Origin of the sequence: Paraburkholderia sp. BL18I3N2 (assembly GCF_003001875.1) — a bacterium.
Taxonomy (GTDB): Bacteria; Pseudomonadota; Gammaproteobacteria; order Burkholderiales; family Burkholderiaceae; genus Paraburkholderia; species Paraburkholderia phytofirmans.
Genome location: NZ_PVNC01000001.1, coordinates 1,216,241 through 1,233,749 on the forward strand (window position 1 = coordinate 1,216,241; position 17,509 = coordinate 1,233,749).

The window sequence follows — 17,509 nt, forward strand, 5'->3', positions numbered from 1 at the left end:
GGCACGAGGTTACGCACTTTCTGGTCTGGGAAGAACGCAGTCGTACAAACAACACTTGATACACGGAGTCAAGAAAGTCCGCCGATATTGGCAACGCGTGGCGTACGAAAACCAACCGATACATTCCCGAAAGCATTTATTCCGTCGGGGAAAAACTGTTGTTCAACGACAGGCCGTGCCAAATAGCCGCCGCGACTCCTATAGTTCGCTTGGACCGCAAGCCGGTCTTAACAGTCGACATGGGCCGAGACTTTATGTGCGCACTACTGCCCTTTAACGATCTGTTCAAACGGCGCCATGGCGGCGCCGCACGGTGTAATCATGAAACGTTTTAGTCTGACCGCGTCGCTGTGCATTGCGTCGCTCATGTCGCCGGCGAGTCAGGCGCAAGAACCGCAGCCGTCCGGCTACCACTACACCTTGCCGCTCGACGTCGCGCTCGACGCGGCGAAAGAAGCGATTCGCGTGTGCGAAACGAAGCATTACTGGGTGACCGCTACGGTGCTCGATATGGATGGCGTGCCGCAGGTGATATTGCGCGGAGACAGGAGCACGGTCCACACCGCCGAATCGAGCATGCGTAAAGCCTTTACGGTTGTGACACTGGGGCCGGAATTCGGCTTCGACCGGTCGAGCGGATTTTTCGAATTGATGAAGACGAGTCCATACGCACCGCAACTCGCCACCGTGCACAACGTCATGGCGTTGCCGGGCGCGGTTGCGTTCAAGGTGAATGGAGAGATGGTGGGCGCGCTCGGTATCGGTGGCGCACCCGGCGGCGACAAGGACGAAGTGTGCGCGGCGGCGGGCGTAGCGAAAATTGCGGACCGCCTGCCGCACTGAGTGCGCTTCCGGTAACGGCGCGCGCTCAGGCAGCCGCGACTCGCGGATCGAAGTCGAACTCGAGCCGGATGCCGCCCGGTTCGAAAATCATCGTGTGCCGCTTCGGGCCGGCACCCAAGGTTTCTGGTGCAAATTGAACCTCGACGCCGGGCCATTTGGACACTTTCGAGAACACGTCGTCGAGCGCGGCTTCACTGCCGACGCGCAGCGCGAGGTGGTGCAGGCCCACGTTCGTTTTGCGGTCGAATTCCACGCGGCCCGCTTGATTCTGGACTTCCCACAGCGTCAGCACTACCTGTCCGTCGGATACGAACGCAGCTGGATAGTCTGGCTTCTCGCCAACTTGCGTCCATCCCAAACAATTGATGAAAAAGTCGCGAGTGAGATGCAGATCGCGAACGGTCAAGCCGATGTGATCGATGCCAAGTGTCAGCGGTTTCGCAGTCATTTCGAGCCTCCGGGTTGTGGTGGTGATGCTACCGCAGAAAAGCAATGTGGATGACAACGTTGAAGAATAGACTTCATTCACAGCTTCAGACAAGTGAGTTTGTTGCAGGCAGGTCCAACCTTTATCGAGGTGTTTGCCATGAAATCAATTATCCGTGGAGTCCTTATTGCCAGCGCGCTTGTGATTCCCGTTGCGTCGTTCGCTCAGTCGACCGAACACACAACACGTGCGCAGGTCCGTGCAGAACTCGTGCAACTGGAGAGCGTGGGTTATCACGTCGGTGACGGCGATACGACGCGCTATCCTGATGCAATCCAGGCCGCCGAAGCGAAGGTGGCGGCGCGCGCTGCATCGACGAGCAACTACGGCGGCGCATCGGGCACGTCACAATCAGGCGGCGGCGTGTCGGCTGCGGACTGGAATGCAATGTATAGCCGCTGAGCGTCCAATAGTCTTTCTTAACCAGGCCGCGGGCGTAGCGGCCCGCCGTCCTTGTTTACGCCGGCGCGCATCGGTAAAGTCCGGCGCGGACCCAAAGAACGAATAGAGGAAATCTTGGTTGGCGGCTATAACTCGATTACTCTTTTCATTGCAGTCGCGTAGGCCGTCGGCCACGCGACGGCGCTGCCAACGACGCGTTGAAGGAGGGGCCGCGATGAGCAACGAGTCAGGGCCGCAAGGCGATACGCCTGCTCCACTGCCGCCCGCGGATGAAAGCCGTATCGACGACGGCGCGCTCGCCGATGACCCTGCGGTGCGCGATCATCCGCGTTACCAGCAGATGTTTCCGGTTCTCACCGATGCCGAAGTCGACCGGGTGCGCCGCTTCGGCAGCTTGTCCCGCTACGTCAAAGGCGAATTGCTCTACCGCGCGGGAAGTCTCTGCCCCGGCATGTTCGTTCTGCTGTCAGGCAAAGTCCGGATAGTCGGCCGTGACGGCCTCGGCCACGAACGGACCATTCACACCTATACGCAGCGCGGCGAGTTCACCTCGGATGTCACCCAGCTCTCGAGCAAGCCCGCGGTTGTCGACGCGCATGTGGTCGAAGATGTCGAAGCGGTGTTGGTGCGGCCCGACGAACTCAGCGCCATGATGATCAGTGAAGCCGATCTCGGCGAAAAGATCATGCGCGCACTGATTCTGCGGCGTGTCCTCGTGATCGAGCGCGGCCAGGGGGTCATTCTTGTGGGCTCGTCCAATCACCCACAACTCCTCGCTTTGCAGAATTTCCTGCGCCGTAATGCCTTTCCGAACATGACGCTCGATGCGGAGCAGGACGCCGAAGCCATTGCGCTGCTCGAACGCCTGACGCCGCAGCCCAATGACTTCCCGCTTGTCGTTTGTCCGAACGGTACTGTGTTGAGAAATCCCGACGAGGGGCATCTCGCATCGTGCCTCGGGCTGATTCCCGAGTTCGATCCGACGCATGTCTACGATGTGGCGATCGTCGGCGCAGGTCCCGCAGGACTTGCCGCGGCAGTCTACGCCGCATCCGAGGGACTGTCGGTGGCGGCGCTCGACTGTCGCGCACCTGGCGGCCAGGCCGGTACGAGCGCGCGCATCGAAAACTATCTGGGCTTTCCCACCGGCATCACCGGGCAAGCGCTTGCGGGCCGCGCGTTCGTCCAGGCGCAGAAGTTCGGCGCGCATATCGGCATTCCGTGTGAGGTCAAGGCGTTGTATTGCCACAAGCAGCCGCCAGTCCTGGAGCTTGCCGATGGCAGCCGCATCACGACGCGCACTGTGGTCATTGCCAGCGGTGCGGAGTATCGGCGGCCTGTCGTCGAGGACCTGCCGCGCTTCGAACGCTGTGGCGTCTATTACTGGGCTACACCGATCGAGGCGAGACTGTGCCGCAAGGAGCCGGTGTTGCTGCTCGGTGGCGGCAATTCCGCGGGGCAGGCGGCGGTGTTTCTGGCTTCACACGCGGAGCATGTGCATATGTTCATTCGCGGCGCGAGCCTCGCGCACAGCATGTCGCACTATCTGACCGAGCGTGTCGCATCGCTGCCGAACGTGACGCTTCATACGCATATCGAATTAACCGCGCTTGAAGGAGCGTCACGCCTCGATCGCGTGTATTACCGCGGTGCCGGCGGCATTGAAGGAAGCATGACGGCACATCATCTGTTCGTATTCATCGGTGCGGAACCGAATACGGAATGGCTCAAGACATGCAGTGTGTCGCTCGACAGCAAAGGGTTCGTCTTGACGGGCACCGATCTTGGGGAAGCGGGCGTCCATTCGATGCCACTGCAGACGAGCGTCAAGGGTATCTTTGCGATCGGCGACGTGCGTTCAGGATCGACCAAGCGTGTCGCGTCGGCGGTGGGGGAGGGCGCGGCCGTGGTGGGGCAGATTCATGGTTTTCTGGCGGGCGTGGGGTGACTCTATTCCCGGCGCAGTCTTTATTTGCGGCACGACCATCTATTACGGTGTCGCTTATGACTCGCTGATTCACCACCAGGTAAATGACCGCAGTCGAAAAGAACCGCAGTGACAGCACGAAGTGCTTACCTGTCGTCATGACTGCCGCGAGCGTGCGGCAGGCAATACCCCTATGCAGCAGGCGAACTCGGGAGATCGGGTGGTTTAACTCGCACGGACCGATGCTATGGGTTCCTCAGGACATCGGTCGAGTTTCTCAAGGAAGCGTTGCCGCAACGTTTTGCCAATGATCATGCCGCATTCCCATGGCTTGCGACGACGTTGCCCGGCGATGGCACGACACCGGGCAGACGTCACGCAAAACCAGGCTTTCCAGCAGTACTCCAGACCTGCAAGATCCCATGACGCGCGGAGCAACACAGCAATACCCGCACTCCGACAGCGTCCTTGCTTCAGCTATACAACAAGCTCTGATTAGAACTTGTGACGAATGCCGAGGCTGACGATTTCCTGCGTGCGCGAGTCTCCCGTGAAGCCGTAGTCAGCCACCGACGCAACCGCAGGTTGTAGCTGCTGCGGCGGCGAACTGCGCGGATTGCGCTGCGTGCCGCTCGCGCGCTGCCAGGCACCGACCAGGTAAAGGTCCGTGCGCTTCGACAGGTTGTAGTCTCCGCCCAGCGAAACCTGGTTATACGATGCGGACGTGTCGCCCGAGCCGTGCGTGTAGGTATAGCCGAGACCTAGCAATGCGGCCGGTGTCACCTGGTAGCCCAAATAGCCGCCGGCTACGTTGTAGCGCTCGGTGGAGACGAACGTCGACGCGCCGTCAGGTTTGTATTGCGCATTGCTATAACGCACGCTCGCCGTGAACGGGCCGGTGACGAATTGCACGGCAACCGAAGCGATGCCGATCGACTTTGCCGTCGCGTATGCGCCGTTGACGATCGAATCGATCGTGCCGTCAGAGGTACTCGTGAAGGAGTTGTTCGGCCGTATTACGCTCGAGTTGGCGTTGTTCATGCGGATGTAGCCTGCCGCTACGCTGAACGGACCCGTTGCGTAAGTTGCCGCACCGGACCACGTTTGCTGCGAACCCGTCTGGCCCGCTACGCCGCCGAATGCATACATGCCTTCGAACTGGAAGCCCGACCACGTCGGCGAGGTGTACTTGACCGCGCTATTCGTGCGCGAACTGTTGTCGTTGTTGTCGACGTCGCCCGGAGTCGTGAATGTGCTGCCGAAGTAGTTGTCAGCCGTTAGCGGCTGAACCAGGTCGACGAGCGGGTCATATTGACGGCCAAGCGTCACGGTACCGTAAGCTTGATGCGCCAGGCCGACGTACGCCTGACGGCCGAACATGCGGCCGCCCTGATTCAGTTGGCCGTTGTTGATGTCAAAGCCGTTTTCCAACTGGAAGATCGCCTTCAGACCGCCACCGAGATCTTCCGTACCCTTTAAGCCCCAGCGGTTGCCCTGCAGGTTGCCGCCGGCCAGTTGGTACAGGTTCTTGCCCTCCGGATTGGCGTTGTGCACGAACTGGAACGCTTCATCGATGACGCCGTAGAGGGTAACGCTGCTTTGTGCATGTACTGCGCCGGTTGCACCGAGCAGTGCAAGCGAGACGGTAGATAGAGCGATTCGTTTCATCGATTTCTCCACGCAGACGATTAGTGTGCTGTTGCGAAGCTGAGCGTAACTCCACACCTTGGGATACCGAAGCAAAAACGAAAGTCTGTCGCGAAATTCTGACACTTTTCATGTGCGGATTTCACACTGAGATCAAATCGAAGGCGTCTGCCTGTACACAAAAACATCCGGTAGAAATTCTGCGGCTGTTTCATAGCCAATGCGGATTGTGCGCGCTGCTCGACGACACATTCTGTCTTGTTGGATTACCGCATACAAAGCCCCGAAAAAGCGTTCGATACAGTCAGACATCGTCGCTCACGCTTTCACCGAACATCTTTGTGGTTGAAATCAAAGCCTTTTTATTTTCAGGTGGTTAGGGGCGGTGAGAGCGTAAGCGCATCCGGCTTGGCATAACCCATGCATCAGTAGCGGCGGGCGCAACAACGACCGGTTTCATGCTTTCGCCGCGGCGTCGGAAAGATTGCTCACATTCAATTGGAAGTGCGTTGTTCGTTTGAGCCTTCCTGTCAGCGCGCGACAGGCCGTTTATTTCTTCCGTCAACGTTGAATAGCGCGCCGAAAATGGACCCCGAGCGGGTGCATTCGGGTATTCAACAAAGTTATTGGAGTGCTTATGAAGTCGAAGTTTATCGTCGCTTTGTTAGTTGCAAGCTCTGCCTGGTTGGCTGCTCCCGCTTTCGCGAGCGGTTACGGACCCGCACCCTTCTATCGCCCCGACGTCGGCAAGTCGGCAGCGCAACGTAGTCTAAGCGCCCAGACGTTGGCCGCGGAAAGTAGCCCAGGAAGCACGGTTGGTGAAAACGGTAGCGGCGTCGGCGGTAACGAATCGGTCAGATCGCAGTCTGGCACGCGTGCCCCGGTGGACAGTGACGGCGTGATGTATCGAGGCAATTGATAACCCGGTCGCGGGGCGCGTTCATGCAGCGCTCTGCGACCGAACTCTCGCCGCGAGGCTAATAGAGCAGCAGGCCTCGACGTCAGGAGAAACAAACACTCGATAAACGCGCGCGGAGCGGCGACGCATCATCATGCGAGCTACCGCGGGCTATTTCAGTTTGCGCTCGCCTTTTAGTAAAACGGTCCCGTGTATGCCCCGAAAGCGTCTGTTGCCATGCACTGCTGTTCCGTGCGGCCTCGTTATCGTCAAACAAAGGTTCAGCAACGCCAGCAGATCTTTCAAATTCGACATGTTCGTTGGCGTGGTGACATCCGACAGCAACACACCTCTCACATATTCGGATTGCCGTACCGACTGATTGGACGACTGGTCCAGCGTCGCGTGAAGCATTGTCGAACTGCGCGAGATAACTTGTGATGGCCCGGTCGCGTTGGGCGCCCGAACCCCAGACTGCGCTCGGCCATCGCCCGTCACATCGAACTGCATATTGACCGACGACAATACGGACGTGTCGTACTGTGGCAGACCGCTCAGACCGAGCGTCGGCCGAATATTGTTGAGGCCGTCGATTGCGTCGATCGTGCCGATTTCGAACCACGAGTCGGCGCGAGTAAAATAATCCGACCGCCACGCCAACCCGTTAGAAAACATGAACCTCGGCCGGATCGACCTTAATCTCCTGCGAGTATTCGACGCAGTGTTCGAGGACCGCAATCTGGTCCTTGCCGGAAAGCGGTTGAATCTCAGCCAGTCCGCCGTGAGTCACGCGCTGGGGCGGTTGCGGGACGCACTGGAAGATGACCTGTTCGTCCGGACCTCGAAAGGAATGGAGCCAACGGCGCGGGCAGTCGCAATGGCAGCCCCGTTGCGCAACGCACTCCACCAGATTCAGGTGGCGCTGGGCGACGAGCCGTTCCGCCCCGACGTTGCCGAGCGCGAGTTTGTCGTCGCGGCGAACGACTACATCACGATGCTTCTTCTCGGCCGTCTCAGTCAGAGACTCGCCGCGGAAGCGCCGATGGTGAACCTCGTCATACGGCCTTCCACGCGACTGGATCTCGCCGGGCAGATCGACATCGGCCGGATCGACATCGCCATTGGGATCTTTGCGGAAGTGCCCCCGCGCTTTCAGTCGATGATGGTGTGGCAGCAGAGAGATGTGCTGGTGATGCGTCAGGATCATCCCATCGGCGACCGGGCCGTTACTCATGATGATCTGTTGAACTATCCACTCGTGGCCATCTCACTAGGTGGCGCGGAAGAGGGGGCGGTGGGCGGTTTTATCGTTGAACGGGGCTTGGCGCGGCAGTCGGAAATGTTCGATCGGCAGGCGTTGGAGGATGCTTTTCCAGAGGGACTCGCGCGTCCGCGGCTGCGGGTCGCGGTCGCTCATTCGCTGGCTATCCCTGCGTTGCTGCGTAACAGCGAGATGTTCGCCGTCGTACCTTCCCCGTTGGGGCGCGAGTTCGAGCGTTACGGCGAACTGAAAACGCGGGCAACGCCGTACCCGCCGCCGGAGTCCGCGGTCAGAGCGGTGTGGCATGCGCGAAACGCCCACGACCCGGCGTTACAGTGGCTGCGGGCGCAGATAATCGACATCGGCAGGCAGGTTCGAAGCTAGCCGATCCCGTTTTCTTCAAGATCATCTTGCAGGTTTTTCACCGCGCTCGATGTTCTGGCTGTGCCATCATGGGGACACTATGCAGATAGATATCCCCAAGGCCGTGGAGACCGGCCATCAAATGCATTCGGACGCTCAAGTCGTCGATTCGGTTATCCGGTCACGGAAAGCCGTTCGCGTTTTTCGTCCCGATGCGGTCTCACAGAAAGACATCGTTGAGATTCTCGATGTCGCTCGCGCAGCGCCAAGCAACTCGAACATGCAGCCGTGGCGGGTACACGTGCTGCGCGGACGAAGCAAGGAGTCGCTGAGTGAGGCCCTTGTGCGCGCCCATGTCGCGGATTTGCATCCGCCGCTACAGCATGTTCCAGATCCGATGCCGGAAGCTTATCGCCCGATGCAGGAGGAGTTCGGCGCGCGATATTACGGTGCCCTTGGTATCGACAAGGCGGACGTCGCTGGCCGAGCCCGCGCGACAGGCCGGAACTTCGGGTTTTTTGGAGCACCTGTCGGCCTGATCTTCACGATCGACGCGAGACTAAAGAAGCACAGTTGGCTCGATTATGGTCTCTTTCTGCAGACGGTCATGCTCGCGGCCCGTGCACGCGGCCTCGATACGTGCCCGCAAGTATCGTTCGCGCGGTATCAGACGATCATCGCGGAACATCTCTTACTCGAGCCGGGCTTTGACGTGGTGTGCGGTATGTCGCTCGGTTACGCAGACCAGGATTCGGCGGTCAACAGACTCGCTATTCCACGCGAGGCGGTCGAAAAATTTGCCACGTTTGTCGGCTTCGACGAAGAGGCATAGCGCCGACGGCGGTTGTTCCCCGATCGCCTAATTGGCCGTTCTCAATTCAGAACCCGCGCACACCGCAATTGCGGTGCGCGCATCTACCTTTCCAAATATGACAGTAAAGATCCTTGCCTTCTGCGGGAGTCCCCGCCGTGAGTCCCTTAATCAAAAGCTGCTGGAAATCGCTGCTTCTGCGGCGCAATCAGATGGCGCAGAAGTCACGTTTATCTCACTCGCCGACTTTCCCCTGCCGATCTATGACGTTGATGTTGAAAGTGCGCATGGTGTTCCTGAGCGAGTGCGAGCACTGCAGGAATTGTTTGCCGGACATGATGCGCTGTTGGTCGCTTCGCCCGAGCATAACGGTGGTTACACCGCTGCGCTCAAGAACATGCTGGACTGGGTCAGCAGGCCGACCGCATCGGGAAGCTCTGGCCTCTCGCTATTCGCGGGTAAGGTGGCCGCGGTTGTTTCAGCATCGCCGGGGCCGATGGGCGGTATTCGAGCGATGCTCGGATTGCGCGGTGTTCTTGAGAAGCTGGGCGCGATCCTGATTCCTCAAGGGTTCTCGCTGGGTTCTGCCCATCAGGCATTCGGCGAAAATGGCCGGCTGATCGATGAGAAGGCGGATGCCGAAGTGCGACGTGTCGGTCTTGGTCTCGTCGGCGTGACGAAGCAACTGGCCGGCAACTGATTGTCGGCGCGCGGGCGCGACTCAGCGCGCCCGCAGTGACGTCGGTCTGGCGCTCCGGCTCCCGGACTGAAGAGGAACCGGTGTCGACACAACGCAAGCAAATGCAGGACACGCCGTTACCGACGGGTCCTGCATTCGATCAATCTGCGTCAGGCGCCTTGACGTTGTACGCAATGCGGCCAGCAGGCAGAAAAAACAACGCGATAATTGCACCGCCCTTTGCTTCCGGATAGTGATGACTGCCCGGCGCCGGCGCGGTCCAACCGCCATAGCACCAACCGTTTGGACCGGCGAGGGCCGCACCTTCGTTTAGCGACACCACCATGTTGAATTCGCCGTACGGATGCGCATGGTAATCACCCCGGAAGCTTCCCTCCGGATTGTTCTGGTCATTGCCGGCACTGTCCATATAGACGGCCGTAATGCTGAATCCAAAAGTCTCTTCTGACGGGTCGACAAGACGTGCGCGCCGATACTTGCGTCCGGCTATTTCAATGTTGGCCGCCCAGCCTTCTTCCACTACGCCAATTGTGATCAGGCGTTTGAGATCCTTGTAAAACTCGCTCGACGTGCCGTATTTTTCGTTGAGCCACTGTTCGACCTCGTTACCCGTAGTCATGTCCTTGACCTCTTCGAGAAACGGCAGGCATTTCGCTATCAGTTCATCTCTATTGCTTGGGTTGGCTTGTGACAAGTTGGTCCTCACTGATGTGAAGGGCTGCTCGTGCAGTCCGGATCGACGACGCCGCGTCGAAGATGGTGGGCGTTGCCCGTCGACGTTTATCGCTCAGGCGCTCACCGCTGCAGTCACGATGCCACATCGCTGCTCGAGGACGAAGGGGCGAGTTTTCAATACCACATTGAATGATGTTCAAGTGCCGCACGCCGCAATAGGAACCGGTCGAGGCGCCGTGTGGAGGCTGCGAGTTGCTACGTTCAATAGGCATATGAACACAATTCATTTCGATAAGCTAGTGGCCCGGCGGTTCTCTCTTAAAGACGTGAGCGTATGAAAGTCACCTCTGTCCGCGCCGCGCAAAAGAAAAGTACACGCATCTGCGTGCCGGCAGGAGAATTTAAATTTTTCATACGTTCCGCAGATGCAGGGCGGATTTCCGTCGCCCCGCGTTTCACCGTGTTGTTGCTTTTTATTTGCAAACATAAGCTCCGGACCAATGATCCGTATCACATAAAGTAGTTTGGATGACGAAGAGACTAGTCAATCATTGGGAGGAGTATGAAGCGTGGAGGGTTTGCAGCAATCGGTCTTGGGATGTTGAGTGCATCGGCTTTCGCACAGAGCAGCGTCACACTGTATGGCTTGATCGATACCGGTATCGAGTACGTGTCTCATGCAAATGCCGCGGGCGATCACGTCATTCGGATGCCGGGTATCAGCGGGGAATTGCCGTCGCGATGGGGGATGCGCGGAGCCGAGGACCTCGGGGGCGGTTGGAAGGCCGTCTTTACCCTCGAGAACGGCTTCAATACGAGAGCCGGAGACATTGGACAAGGAGGGCGTCTTTTCGGTCGGCAGGCATGGGTTGGCCTTGATGGACCGTGGGGGGCGCTAAACTTTGGACGCCAATACAACATGGTCTATTGGGCTTTGTCCGATGCGGACATGCTGGGTCCCGATGTCCACGGGATTGGCGCGCTGGACAACTATCTGCCTAATGCGCGTAGCGATAACAGCATCGTCTACAAAGGCACCTTCAAAGGAGTGACTGTCGGCGCCTCGTATTCGTTCGGACGCGACTCGGCTGGCACCGGCAATTCGCCGGGACAGGGCACCTGTGCTGGTCAGGTTGCAGGTCAGTTCAACCCATGTCACGAGTGGAGTGCAACGCTCAAGTACGACGGGGCAAGCTTTGGCGTTGCGACTGCGTACGACGAACAGCGAGGCGGTACAAATGCCGCAGCGAATTTCTTTGACGGCCTCGGGACATTTCCCATTACGTCGGGCGTGGACAAGGACACGCGCATCGCGGCGAACGGGTACGTGAAATTCGCCGGCTTGAAGCTCGGCGCGGGGTGGCTGGGAAGACACGTCGAGACGAACGCCATAACCGCGCCCGATGTGCGATCGAATCTCTTCTTCGTAGGCGCCGAGTATTTCGTGACACCGAGCTTTGTGATCGACGGCGAAGGCTTTCGGATCGTGGTTCGGGAGCAGGATGCGCGGGCAACGATGACAACGCTTCGCGCCACTTACTTCCTGTCGAAAGCTACCGCTGTTTATATCGGCGGTACTTATTTGTGGAACAGCGCGAAGGCGCGCTTTTCTGCGAGCGCGGGCGGTGGGGGCACGACACCGGCGGCGGGTATGGGCCAGTTCGGCGCGATGGCAGGCATTCGGCATCTGTTCTGAGCGGGCACGTGACGAAGCACGAGTTGCCCGATCGAAGCGACGGGCCACTCGTGCTGCGTGAATCCGCAGGGCAAACATTAATCAAGACAGGCGGACGGTGTTCTGGCGAACGCTCCGCCCGCCTGATAACGGAGTTGGTATGAGCACACAGAGTATCGGCGAGCAGAATGTACTCGACGTCGAGCGTTTCATCGACGATCGGAGATTTTCACCTTATCAGTGGCTGATTTTGTTTTTCTGCTTTCTGATCGTCGCGCTGGACGGATTCGATACCAGCGCAATCGGCTTCGTTGCGCCGGCGATCGCGAAAGAGTGGGGCGTGACAAAAATCGCGCTGGGCCCCGTATTGAGTGCCGCGCTCGTGGGCCTCGCAATTGGGGCACTGCTTGCCGGACCGATTGCCGACAGGATCGGGCGTCGCAAGGTTCTGATCGGATCAGTCTGCTTTTTCGGTGTGTGGACGATTGCCTGCGTGTTCGCCTCGGGTGTTTGGCAACTATCGGTCTTTCGATTTCTGACCGGCATCGGGCTTGGCGCCGCACTTCCCAACGCGACGACGTTGCTGTCGGAATATGTGCCGGCGAGATCTCGCTCCTTGCTGTTGAACGTCATGTTCTGCGGATTCACGTTAGGCGCTTCAGCCGGTGGCGTGGTCTCGGCTGCATTGATACCTGAGTTCGGATGGCGCGCGATCTTCGTCGCAGGCGGCATTGCCCCGGTCCTGCTTGCATGTGCCCTTGTCGCGCTGCCGGAGTCGGTGCGATTCATGGTGATCAAGGGTTGGCCAGCTGAGCAGATTCGCCGAGTACTTCAAAGAATTGCCAATGGAGAACCGGTGACTGTTTCCAAGTTCTCTGTATCCGAGCGGGTGAGCGAGAAGGAAAAAGCGCCGCTTGCGCTTATCCTTTCCGCACGTTACAGATTCGGCACGTTGATGCTGTGGGTAGCGTACTTCATGGGCCTGCTTGTCTATTACATGCTGACGAGCTGGATGCCGACGATGATCCATGACGCGGGGTTCACATTGCGTCAGGCGTCGCTGGTGTCGGCACTGTTTCCGGCGGGAGGCGTAATCGGCGCTTTGGGCTGCGGCTGGTTGATGGACCGCTTTAATCCCTGGCGAGTGGTCGCGCTCGCATTTCTGCTGCTAGGTGGCGCTGTCTGCGCAATGGGGCAAGGCACGGCCAATGTTCAGTCGCTTGGGATCGCGACTTTCGTGGCGGGTGTCTGCATGACGGGCGCGCAAATGTCGATGCTGGCCCTTGCGGCGCTGTTCTATCCGACGCACGGGCGCGCATCCGGCGTTGCGTGGATGCTGGGCATCGGGCGCCTGGGCGGTATTCTCGGTGCGCTCGGTGGGGGCGCGCTCTCAGCTGCCGGCTATAGCATGATCGCCATTTTGACTTCGATGGCGGCGCCCGCCTGTGTCGCGGCGATGGCATTGCTTGTGGCGGTGTCGGTCAATAGTAAGCAGGGGAGCTTGCAAGCCGCAATTGTCGATCCGAGTCCATAAGAAAAGCGGCACGTCGCCGAATTCGAGTTAGCATCTCGGTACAGAGGAGATGACGGCGACAGGAGACAGCATTGGATCTATTCACATCGATGGAAGCGTTCGTCCGCGCCGCGGAAGCGCAGAGCTTCGCCGGCGCGGCGCGCCAGCTGGGTGTCGCCAAGTCGGTGGTGACCTCGCGCGTCAAGCAGCTCGAAGACCATTTCGGCGTGCCGCTCTTTCATCGTTCGACCCGGGCGGTGCGCCTGTCGGAACTCGGCGAGACGTATTACCGCGAGTGCGCCGAACTGGTCACCAAGGTCCACGATCTGTCCGGCCGCTCGCGCGGCGATCCGCAGGCGCTCGCGGGCACGCTCAATATCCACGTTCTGCCGGGCTTCGCGCTCGGCCATTTTTCGCAGACGCTGATCGAATTCCGCGCCGCATACCCGCGCGTGGAATTCGTCGTGACCGTCAACGACCGCGTTATCGATCCGGTTCAGGAAGGCTTCGATCTGGCGTTGCAAATCTATCCGCCGGCGTCGAACCTGCTGGTCGAACGCCGTCTCTTTCCGGTGCGCGGGGTGCTCTGTGCCGCGCCCGGCTATCTGAAGGAGGAACCGCTGATCGAGACACCGCTCGATTTGCTGCGCCACGATTTCGCCCGCTATTCGTATTACCCGTGGGGCGACAAGTGGCCGCTGATGCGCGGCAACGAGTGCTTTGAAATCGCGCTGAATCCGGTGCTCAAAACCAATAGCGTGCACCTGCTGCTGGAATTCGCGAGAGCCGGCGCGGGCGTCGTCTATCTGCCGACCATGGTTGCCGCCGCCGACCTGCTCGAGCGCCGGCTCGAGCGCGTGCTGCCCGAGTACGCGGCGCCGCCGCTGTGGCTCTCGGCGGTGTATCCTGCATCGCACCGCTCGACCACCAAGGTCAAGACCTTCGTCGACTTCCTGCGCGCGCGCTATCTGCGTGAGCCGCAGTGGGACAGGGCGCTCGGCATCGCACCGCCGGACGACGAAACGAAAAGCGTCGGCGAGGAACTATCCGACAGTTGAGGGCCGTTCGAGGCCGCCCAGGGTTCGCCACCAGGTAGTTTCCCTGGCGCGATTCTGGAGCACCTAAGGTTCGTGTTTCCCGACCCTCAGAGCATTGCTGTAGCGCCTGCCGCCGCTTAATCTTCGATGCAAGCAACGCATTCGTGGATCAACTGGAGGCAGACATGCAACAAACCTGGTTCGGCAGCCTGGACAACTTTCGGAAAGGCTCCATCGAAATCATCAAGGGCAAACCGGAACATTACGCGATGTCGAATGTGTTCGACGTGGCGAGCCGCGCTGAGCCCTACGAGAAAGTCGTCGTCGGCAAGAATCTCAAGTACGTGATCGAGACGCTGCGCGCGGAAGGTTCGTCGCCGTGGTTTGCTGCGTCGCACGATGAGTTCGCGGTCGTGCTCGACGGCGAGATCGACATCTATTTCATCAAGCCCTCGGATGGCCCGCTGGTCGACGCGCAGACCGAAGGCAGCGTGCGCCTCGAAGGCCAGCCATCGGGCCAGTCGATGGGACACGTGCGGCTGCGTCGCGGCCATCAGGCACTCCTGCCCGCCGGCGCCGCCTATCGCTTCGAAGCGAAGACCAAAGGCGTGCTGCTCGTGCAGACGATCCTCGGACGCTATTCGGTCGAGAAGTGGGCCGACATCTGCATCCACTGAATCCCTCTACACGATCGATCCATCCGGAGCCCATCATGAACAAACCGAGCACCCTGCAAAACGTCACCGCGAGCGAGGCCGACGCGGTCACCGGCTATCGCACCTTCTGCCTCGGCGATTTCGAATTCAGCCGCGACGCTTATTTCGCCACCGTCAGATGGCCGGCCAAAGGCCAGACCCGCTCGCACCAGATGCACGCCGACGACTTCCTGCGCGCGATGATGCGCGACGTCGCATGGGGTTTCTTCTACGGCTGGGTCAACTTCGACGAGGTGATCGGCACGCGCAATCACTACGGCAAGGTCGACATGTACGCCGGCGCGTATAACGCGAGCTTCAAGGAGGCGGGCGTCGATCATATGCAGCAATTCGACACCCCGCTCATCATGGCGACCTTCAAGGCGATCCTGAAGGACTGGGTCAACGAAGGCTTCGACCCGTTCGCCGCGCCGGAAGAAACCGGCTCCGCATTCGGCACGAAACACGGCGACAACATTGCCGCAATCGAGCGCACGCGGATTGCCACCAAGCGCATGCCGGGCCTCGAAGGCGACTCGCCGTTGCGCGACGATCTGCCCGTCAATCGCCAGTTTGCCGACGTCGGCCAGGACGAACCCGAGATTCACGCGGAGCCGGGTTTTGAAGGCGCGCTGCATGCGTTCAGTCTTTTCAAATACCTGTCGCGCTCGGACGTGACGTGGAATCCGTCGGTCACGTCGGTGTGCCAGCAGAGCCTGTTCTGCCCGACCACCGAGGAATTCGTGCTGCCGGTGTTTCACGGCAACGACCGCGTCGAGTGGTTCCTGCAACTGTCCGACCAGATCATCTGGGATGTCGCCGACAAGGACAGCGGCGAGCCGCGCGCACGCATCACGATGAACGCAGGCGATATTGCCGCGATGCCGGCCGATATCCGCCACAAGGGCTACTCGCAGAAGCGTTCGATGCTGCTGGTGTGGGAGAACGCCACGCCCGATCTGCCCAAGCGCTACGAAAGCGGTGAACTGCCGCCGTATCCGATCCAGATGTAACTCTCCGGCATTCCCCCTGATCGTCGATCGAACGGCGCCAGACCGCTGGCGCCGCGGGGAAAGTCGCGTCCAGGTTTTACTTGCACAGGACTGACATGCAAACGCAACTCTTCATCGGCGGCCGCTTCGTGCCGGCTGCAAACGGCGAAACGCTCGCCTCCCTCAATCCGCACGACAACTCGGTGATCGCCGAAGTCGCGATGGCGGGCCCGGCCGATGTCGATCGCGCCGTCGCGGCAGCGAAGGCGGCGTTTCCGAAGTGGAGCAATCTCGCCGCGATGGAGCGCGGGCGCCTGCTTCTCAAACTGGCTGACGCGATCGAAGCGAATGCCGATCAACTCGCGCGCCTCGAATCGCTCGATACGGGCCACCCGATCCGCGATACGCGCAATCTCGATGTGCCGCGCACAGCAGTCACGTTCCGCTATTTCGGCGGCATGGCCGACAAGTTCGAAGGTTCGGTGATTCCGGTCGAGCAGGGCTTTCTGAACTATATGACGCGCGAGCCGGTCGGCATCGTTGGGCAAGTGGTGCCGTGGAATTTCCCGTTGATGTTCACGAGCTGGAAGATGGCGCCGGCGCTCGCCGCAGGCAACTGCGTGATCATGAAGCCCGCCGAACTCACGCCGCTCTCGAGTCTCGCGATTGCCGAGCTGATGGCCGAAGTGGGTTTTCCGGAAGGCGTCGTCAATATTCTGCCAGGCCTAGGGCACGTGACGGGGCAGTATATTGCCGAACATCCGGAGATCAGCAAGGTCGCCTTCACTGGATCGACCGCGGTGGGCCGCAAAATCGTGCAGGCGTCGAGCGGAAATCTGAAGAAGGTGCAGCTCGAACTCGGCGGCAAGGGCGCGAACATCGTATTCGGCGACGCCAATATCGACGCCGTGGTGCAAGGCTCCGCGTTCGCCATCTTTCACAACCAGGGGCAGGCCTGCATCGCCGGTTCGCGGATGATCGTGCATGAATCGATCGCCGACGAGGTGCTCGAAAAGTTCGCCGCATTGAGCCGCACGATCAAGATCGGCGATCCGCTCGATCCATCCACCGAAATGGGGCCGCTCACGTCGCGTCAGCATCGCGACCGCGTGCTGTCGTTTGTCGATGTCGCCCGCGAACAGGGCGGCCGCGTGCTGGCAGGAGGCAAAGCGCCGGACAATGCCGCGCTCGCCAACGGTTGCTATGTCGAGCCGACCATCGTCGAAGCGAAGCCGGAGCATCGGGTCTCGCAGGAAGAAGTGTTCGGGCCGTTCATGACGGTCACGACATTCCGCACCGACGAAGAAGCGCTAGCGATTGCGAACGGCACCGAATACGGTCTCGGCGCGGGTCTGTGGACCCGCGATCTGCAACGCGCGCATCTGGTGGCTCGCGAGATTCGCGCCGGCATGGTGTGGATCAACTGCTATAAGCGCGTGAGCCCCGCGTCGCCGTTCGGCGGCGTCGGCGCAAGCGGCTACGGCCGTGAAATGGGCTTCGAAGCGATGCGCGAATACACGCAGCCCAAGTCGGTCTGGGTCAACGTGGACGCGCAGATTCCGCCTTACTACCCGCGCTGAGCC

At 60.0% G+C, this 17,509-nt stretch carries 17 protein-coding genes; 13 read left to right on the forward strand and 4 right to left on the reverse strand.

Annotation, left to right across the window (positions count from 1 at the left end):
- Positions 1–321 precede the first annotated feature (321 nt).
- Complete coding sequence (locus tag B0G75_RS05540) at positions 322–843, forward strand: heme-binding protein (protein WP_258194226.1); 522 nt, start codon at positions 322–324, stop codon at positions 841–843.
- A 25-nt stretch (positions 844–868) separates the two neighbouring features.
- Here the strand turns inward: B0G75_RS05540 and B0G75_RS05545 are convergent, their stop codons facing one another.
- Entirely contained in the window at positions 869–1,291 is a 423-nt protein-coding gene (locus tag B0G75_RS05545) for a VOC family protein (RefSeq protein WP_106301511.1), read from the reverse strand.
- A 138-nt stretch (positions 1,292–1,429) separates the two neighbouring features.
- On the opposite strand from B0G75_RS05545, the gene B0G75_RS05550 reads away from it, so the two are divergent.
- Entirely contained in the window at positions 1,430–1,732 is a 303-nt protein-coding gene (locus tag B0G75_RS05550) for a DUF4148 domain-containing protein (protein ID WP_106301515.1), read from the forward strand.
- Positions 1,733–1,946: 214 nt separating this feature from the next.
- Positions 1,947–3,680 carry an FAD-dependent oxidoreductase gene (locus B0G75_RS05555; RefSeq protein WP_106301518.1) on the forward strand — a complete coding sequence of 578 codons (1,734 nt, stop codon included), beginning with the start codon at positions 1,947–1,949 and terminating at the stop codon, positions 3,678–3,680.
- A gap of 474 nt (positions 3,681–4,154) precedes the next feature.
- Here the strand turns inward: B0G75_RS05555 and B0G75_RS05560 are convergent, their stop codons facing one another.
- Positions 4,155–5,327: a porin gene (locus B0G75_RS05560; RefSeq protein WP_106301521.1), complete on the reverse strand. Its 1,173-nt coding sequence runs from the start codon at positions 5,325–5,327 to the stop codon at positions 4,155–4,157.
- Between the two features lie 616 nt (positions 5,328–5,943).
- Here B0G75_RS05560 and B0G75_RS41180 point away from each other — a divergent pair.
- Entirely contained in the window at positions 5,944–6,225 is a 282-nt protein-coding gene (locus B0G75_RS41180; RefSeq protein ID WP_106301524.1) for a hypothetical protein, read from the forward strand.
- A 150-nt stretch (positions 6,226–6,375) separates the two neighbouring features.
- On the opposite strand, the gene B0G75_RS05570 is transcribed toward B0G75_RS41180, so the two are convergent.
- The gene (locus tag B0G75_RS05570; protein ID WP_106301527.1) at positions 6,376–6,879 is read right to left on the reverse strand and encodes a hypothetical protein; all 504 of its coding nucleotides are present in this window, start codon (positions 6,877–6,879) and stop codon (positions 6,376–6,378) included.
- Here B0G75_RS05570 and B0G75_RS05575 point away from each other — a divergent pair.
- From B0G75_RS05575 to B0G75_RS05585, 3 genes are all read left to right on the forward strand, one after another.
- The gene (locus B0G75_RS05575) at positions 6,878–7,849 is read left to right on the forward strand and encodes a LysR family transcriptional regulator (protein ID WP_106301530.1); all 972 of its coding nucleotides are present in this window, start codon (positions 6,878–6,880) and stop codon (positions 7,847–7,849) included. The genes B0G75_RS05570 and B0G75_RS05575 overlap by 2 nt on opposite strands.
- Positions 7,850–7,970: 121 nt before the next feature.
- Positions 7,971–8,660 carry a nitroreductase gene (locus B0G75_RS05580; protein ID WP_106301946.1) on the forward strand — a complete coding sequence of 230 codons (690 nt, stop codon included), beginning with the start codon at positions 7,971–7,973 and terminating at the stop codon, positions 8,658–8,660.
- A gap of 31 nt (positions 8,661–8,691) precedes the next feature.
- Positions 8,692–9,339 carry an NADPH-dependent FMN reductase gene (locus B0G75_RS05585; RefSeq protein ID WP_258194227.1) on the forward strand — a complete coding sequence of 216 codons (648 nt, stop codon included), beginning with the start codon at positions 8,692–8,694 and terminating at the stop codon, positions 9,337–9,339.
- A 139-nt stretch (positions 9,340–9,478) separates the two neighbouring features.
- Here the strand turns inward: B0G75_RS05585 and B0G75_RS05590 are convergent, their stop codons facing one another.
- Positions 9,479–10,033 (reverse strand): DUF4863 family protein, encoded by a 555-nt coding sequence (locus tag B0G75_RS05590; RefSeq protein WP_106301536.1) that lies wholly within the window; start codon positions 10,031–10,033, stop codon positions 9,479–9,481.
- A 543-nt stretch (positions 10,034–10,576) separates the two neighbouring features.
- On the opposite strand from B0G75_RS05590, the gene B0G75_RS05595 reads away from it, so the two are divergent.
- The 6 genes from B0G75_RS05595 (at position 10,577) to B0G75_RS05620 (ending at position 17,506) form a co-directional block, all read left to right on the forward strand.
- Positions 10,577–11,710, forward strand: a complete 1,134-nt coding sequence (locus tag B0G75_RS05595) for a porin (protein WP_106301539.1) — start codon at positions 10,577–10,579, stop codon at positions 11,708–11,710.
- A 139-nt stretch (positions 11,711–11,849) separates the two neighbouring features.
- On the forward strand, positions 11,850–13,223 hold the full coding sequence (locus B0G75_RS05600; RefSeq protein WP_106301542.1) for an MFS transporter: 1,374 nt from the start codon (positions 11,850–11,852) through the stop codon (positions 13,221–13,223).
- Positions 13,224–13,294: 71 nt separating this feature from the next.
- Positions 13,295–14,260 (forward strand): LysR family transcriptional regulator, encoded by a 966-nt coding sequence (locus B0G75_RS05605; protein ID WP_106301545.1) that lies wholly within the window; start codon positions 13,295–13,297, stop codon positions 14,258–14,260.
- 164 nt (positions 14,261–14,424) lie between these two features.
- On the forward strand, positions 14,425–14,916 hold the full coding sequence (locus tag B0G75_RS05610) for a hydroxyquinol 1,2-dioxygenase (RefSeq protein ID WP_106301548.1): 492 nt from the start codon (positions 14,425–14,427) through the stop codon (positions 14,914–14,916).
- A gap of 35 nt (positions 14,917–14,951) precedes the next feature.
- Positions 14,952–15,947 carry a hydroxyquinol 1,2-dioxygenase gene (locus tag B0G75_RS05615; protein WP_106301551.1) on the forward strand — a complete coding sequence of 332 codons (996 nt, stop codon included), beginning with the start codon at positions 14,952–14,954 and terminating at the stop codon, positions 15,945–15,947.
- 95 nt (positions 15,948–16,042) lie between these two features.
- On the forward strand, positions 16,043–17,506 hold the full coding sequence (locus B0G75_RS05620) for an aldehyde dehydrogenase family protein (RefSeq protein ID WP_106301554.1): 1,464 nt from the start codon (positions 16,043–16,045) through the stop codon (positions 17,504–17,506).
- The last annotated feature ends 3 nt before the right edge of the window (positions 17,507–17,509 follow it).

What these genes read in the sequence shown, in the direction of transcription:
- B0G75_RS05540 (WP_258194226.1), top strand. Translation starts at nt 322, where the DNA reads ATGAAACGTTTTAGTCTGACCGCGTCGCTGTGCATTGCGTCGCTCATG.
- B0G75_RS05545 (WP_106301511.1), bottom strand. Translation starts at nt 1,291, where the DNA reads ATGACTGCGAAACCGCTGACACTTGGCATCGATCACATCGGCTTGACC.
- B0G75_RS05550 (WP_106301515.1), top strand. Translation starts at nt 1,430, where the DNA reads ATGAAATCAATTATCCGTGGAGTCCTTATTGCCAGCGCGCTTGTGATT.
- B0G75_RS05555 (WP_106301518.1), top strand. Translation starts at nt 1,947, where the DNA reads ATGAGCAACGAGTCAGGGCCGCAAGGCGATACGCCTGCTCCACTGCCG.
- B0G75_RS05560 (WP_106301521.1), bottom strand. Translation starts at nt 5,327, where the DNA reads ATGAAACGAATCGCTCTATCTACCGTCTCGCTTGCACTGCTCGGTGCA.
- B0G75_RS41180 (WP_106301524.1), top strand. Translation starts at nt 5,944, where the DNA reads ATGAAGTCGAAGTTTATCGTCGCTTTGTTAGTTGCAAGCTCTGCCTGG.
- B0G75_RS05575 (WP_106301530.1), top strand. Translation starts at nt 6,878, where the DNA reads ATGAACCTCGGCCGGATCGACCTTAATCTCCTGCGAGTATTCGACGCA.
- B0G75_RS05570 (WP_106301527.1), bottom strand. Translation starts at nt 6,879, where the DNA reads ATGTTTTCTAACGGGTTGGCGTGGCGGTCGGATTATTTTACTCGCGCC.
- B0G75_RS05580 (WP_106301946.1), top strand. Translation starts at nt 7,971, where the DNA reads ATGCATTCGGACGCTCAAGTCGTCGATTCGGTTATCCGGTCACGGAAA.
- B0G75_RS05595 (WP_106301539.1), top strand. Translation starts at nt 10,577, where the DNA reads ATGAAGCGTGGAGGGTTTGCAGCAATCGGTCTTGGGATGTTGAGTGCA.
- B0G75_RS05600 (WP_106301542.1), top strand. Translation starts at nt 11,850, where the DNA reads ATGAGCACACAGAGTATCGGCGAGCAGAATGTACTCGACGTCGAGCGT.
- B0G75_RS05610 (WP_106301548.1), top strand. Translation starts at nt 14,425, where the DNA reads ATGCAACAAACCTGGTTCGGCAGCCTGGACAACTTTCGGAAAGGCTCC.
- B0G75_RS05615 (WP_106301551.1), top strand. Translation starts at nt 14,952, where the DNA reads ATGAACAAACCGAGCACCCTGCAAAACGTCACCGCGAGCGAGGCCGAC.
- B0G75_RS05620 (WP_106301554.1), top strand. Translation starts at nt 16,043, where the DNA reads ATGCAAACGCAACTCTTCATCGGCGGCCGCTTCGTGCCGGCTGCAAAC.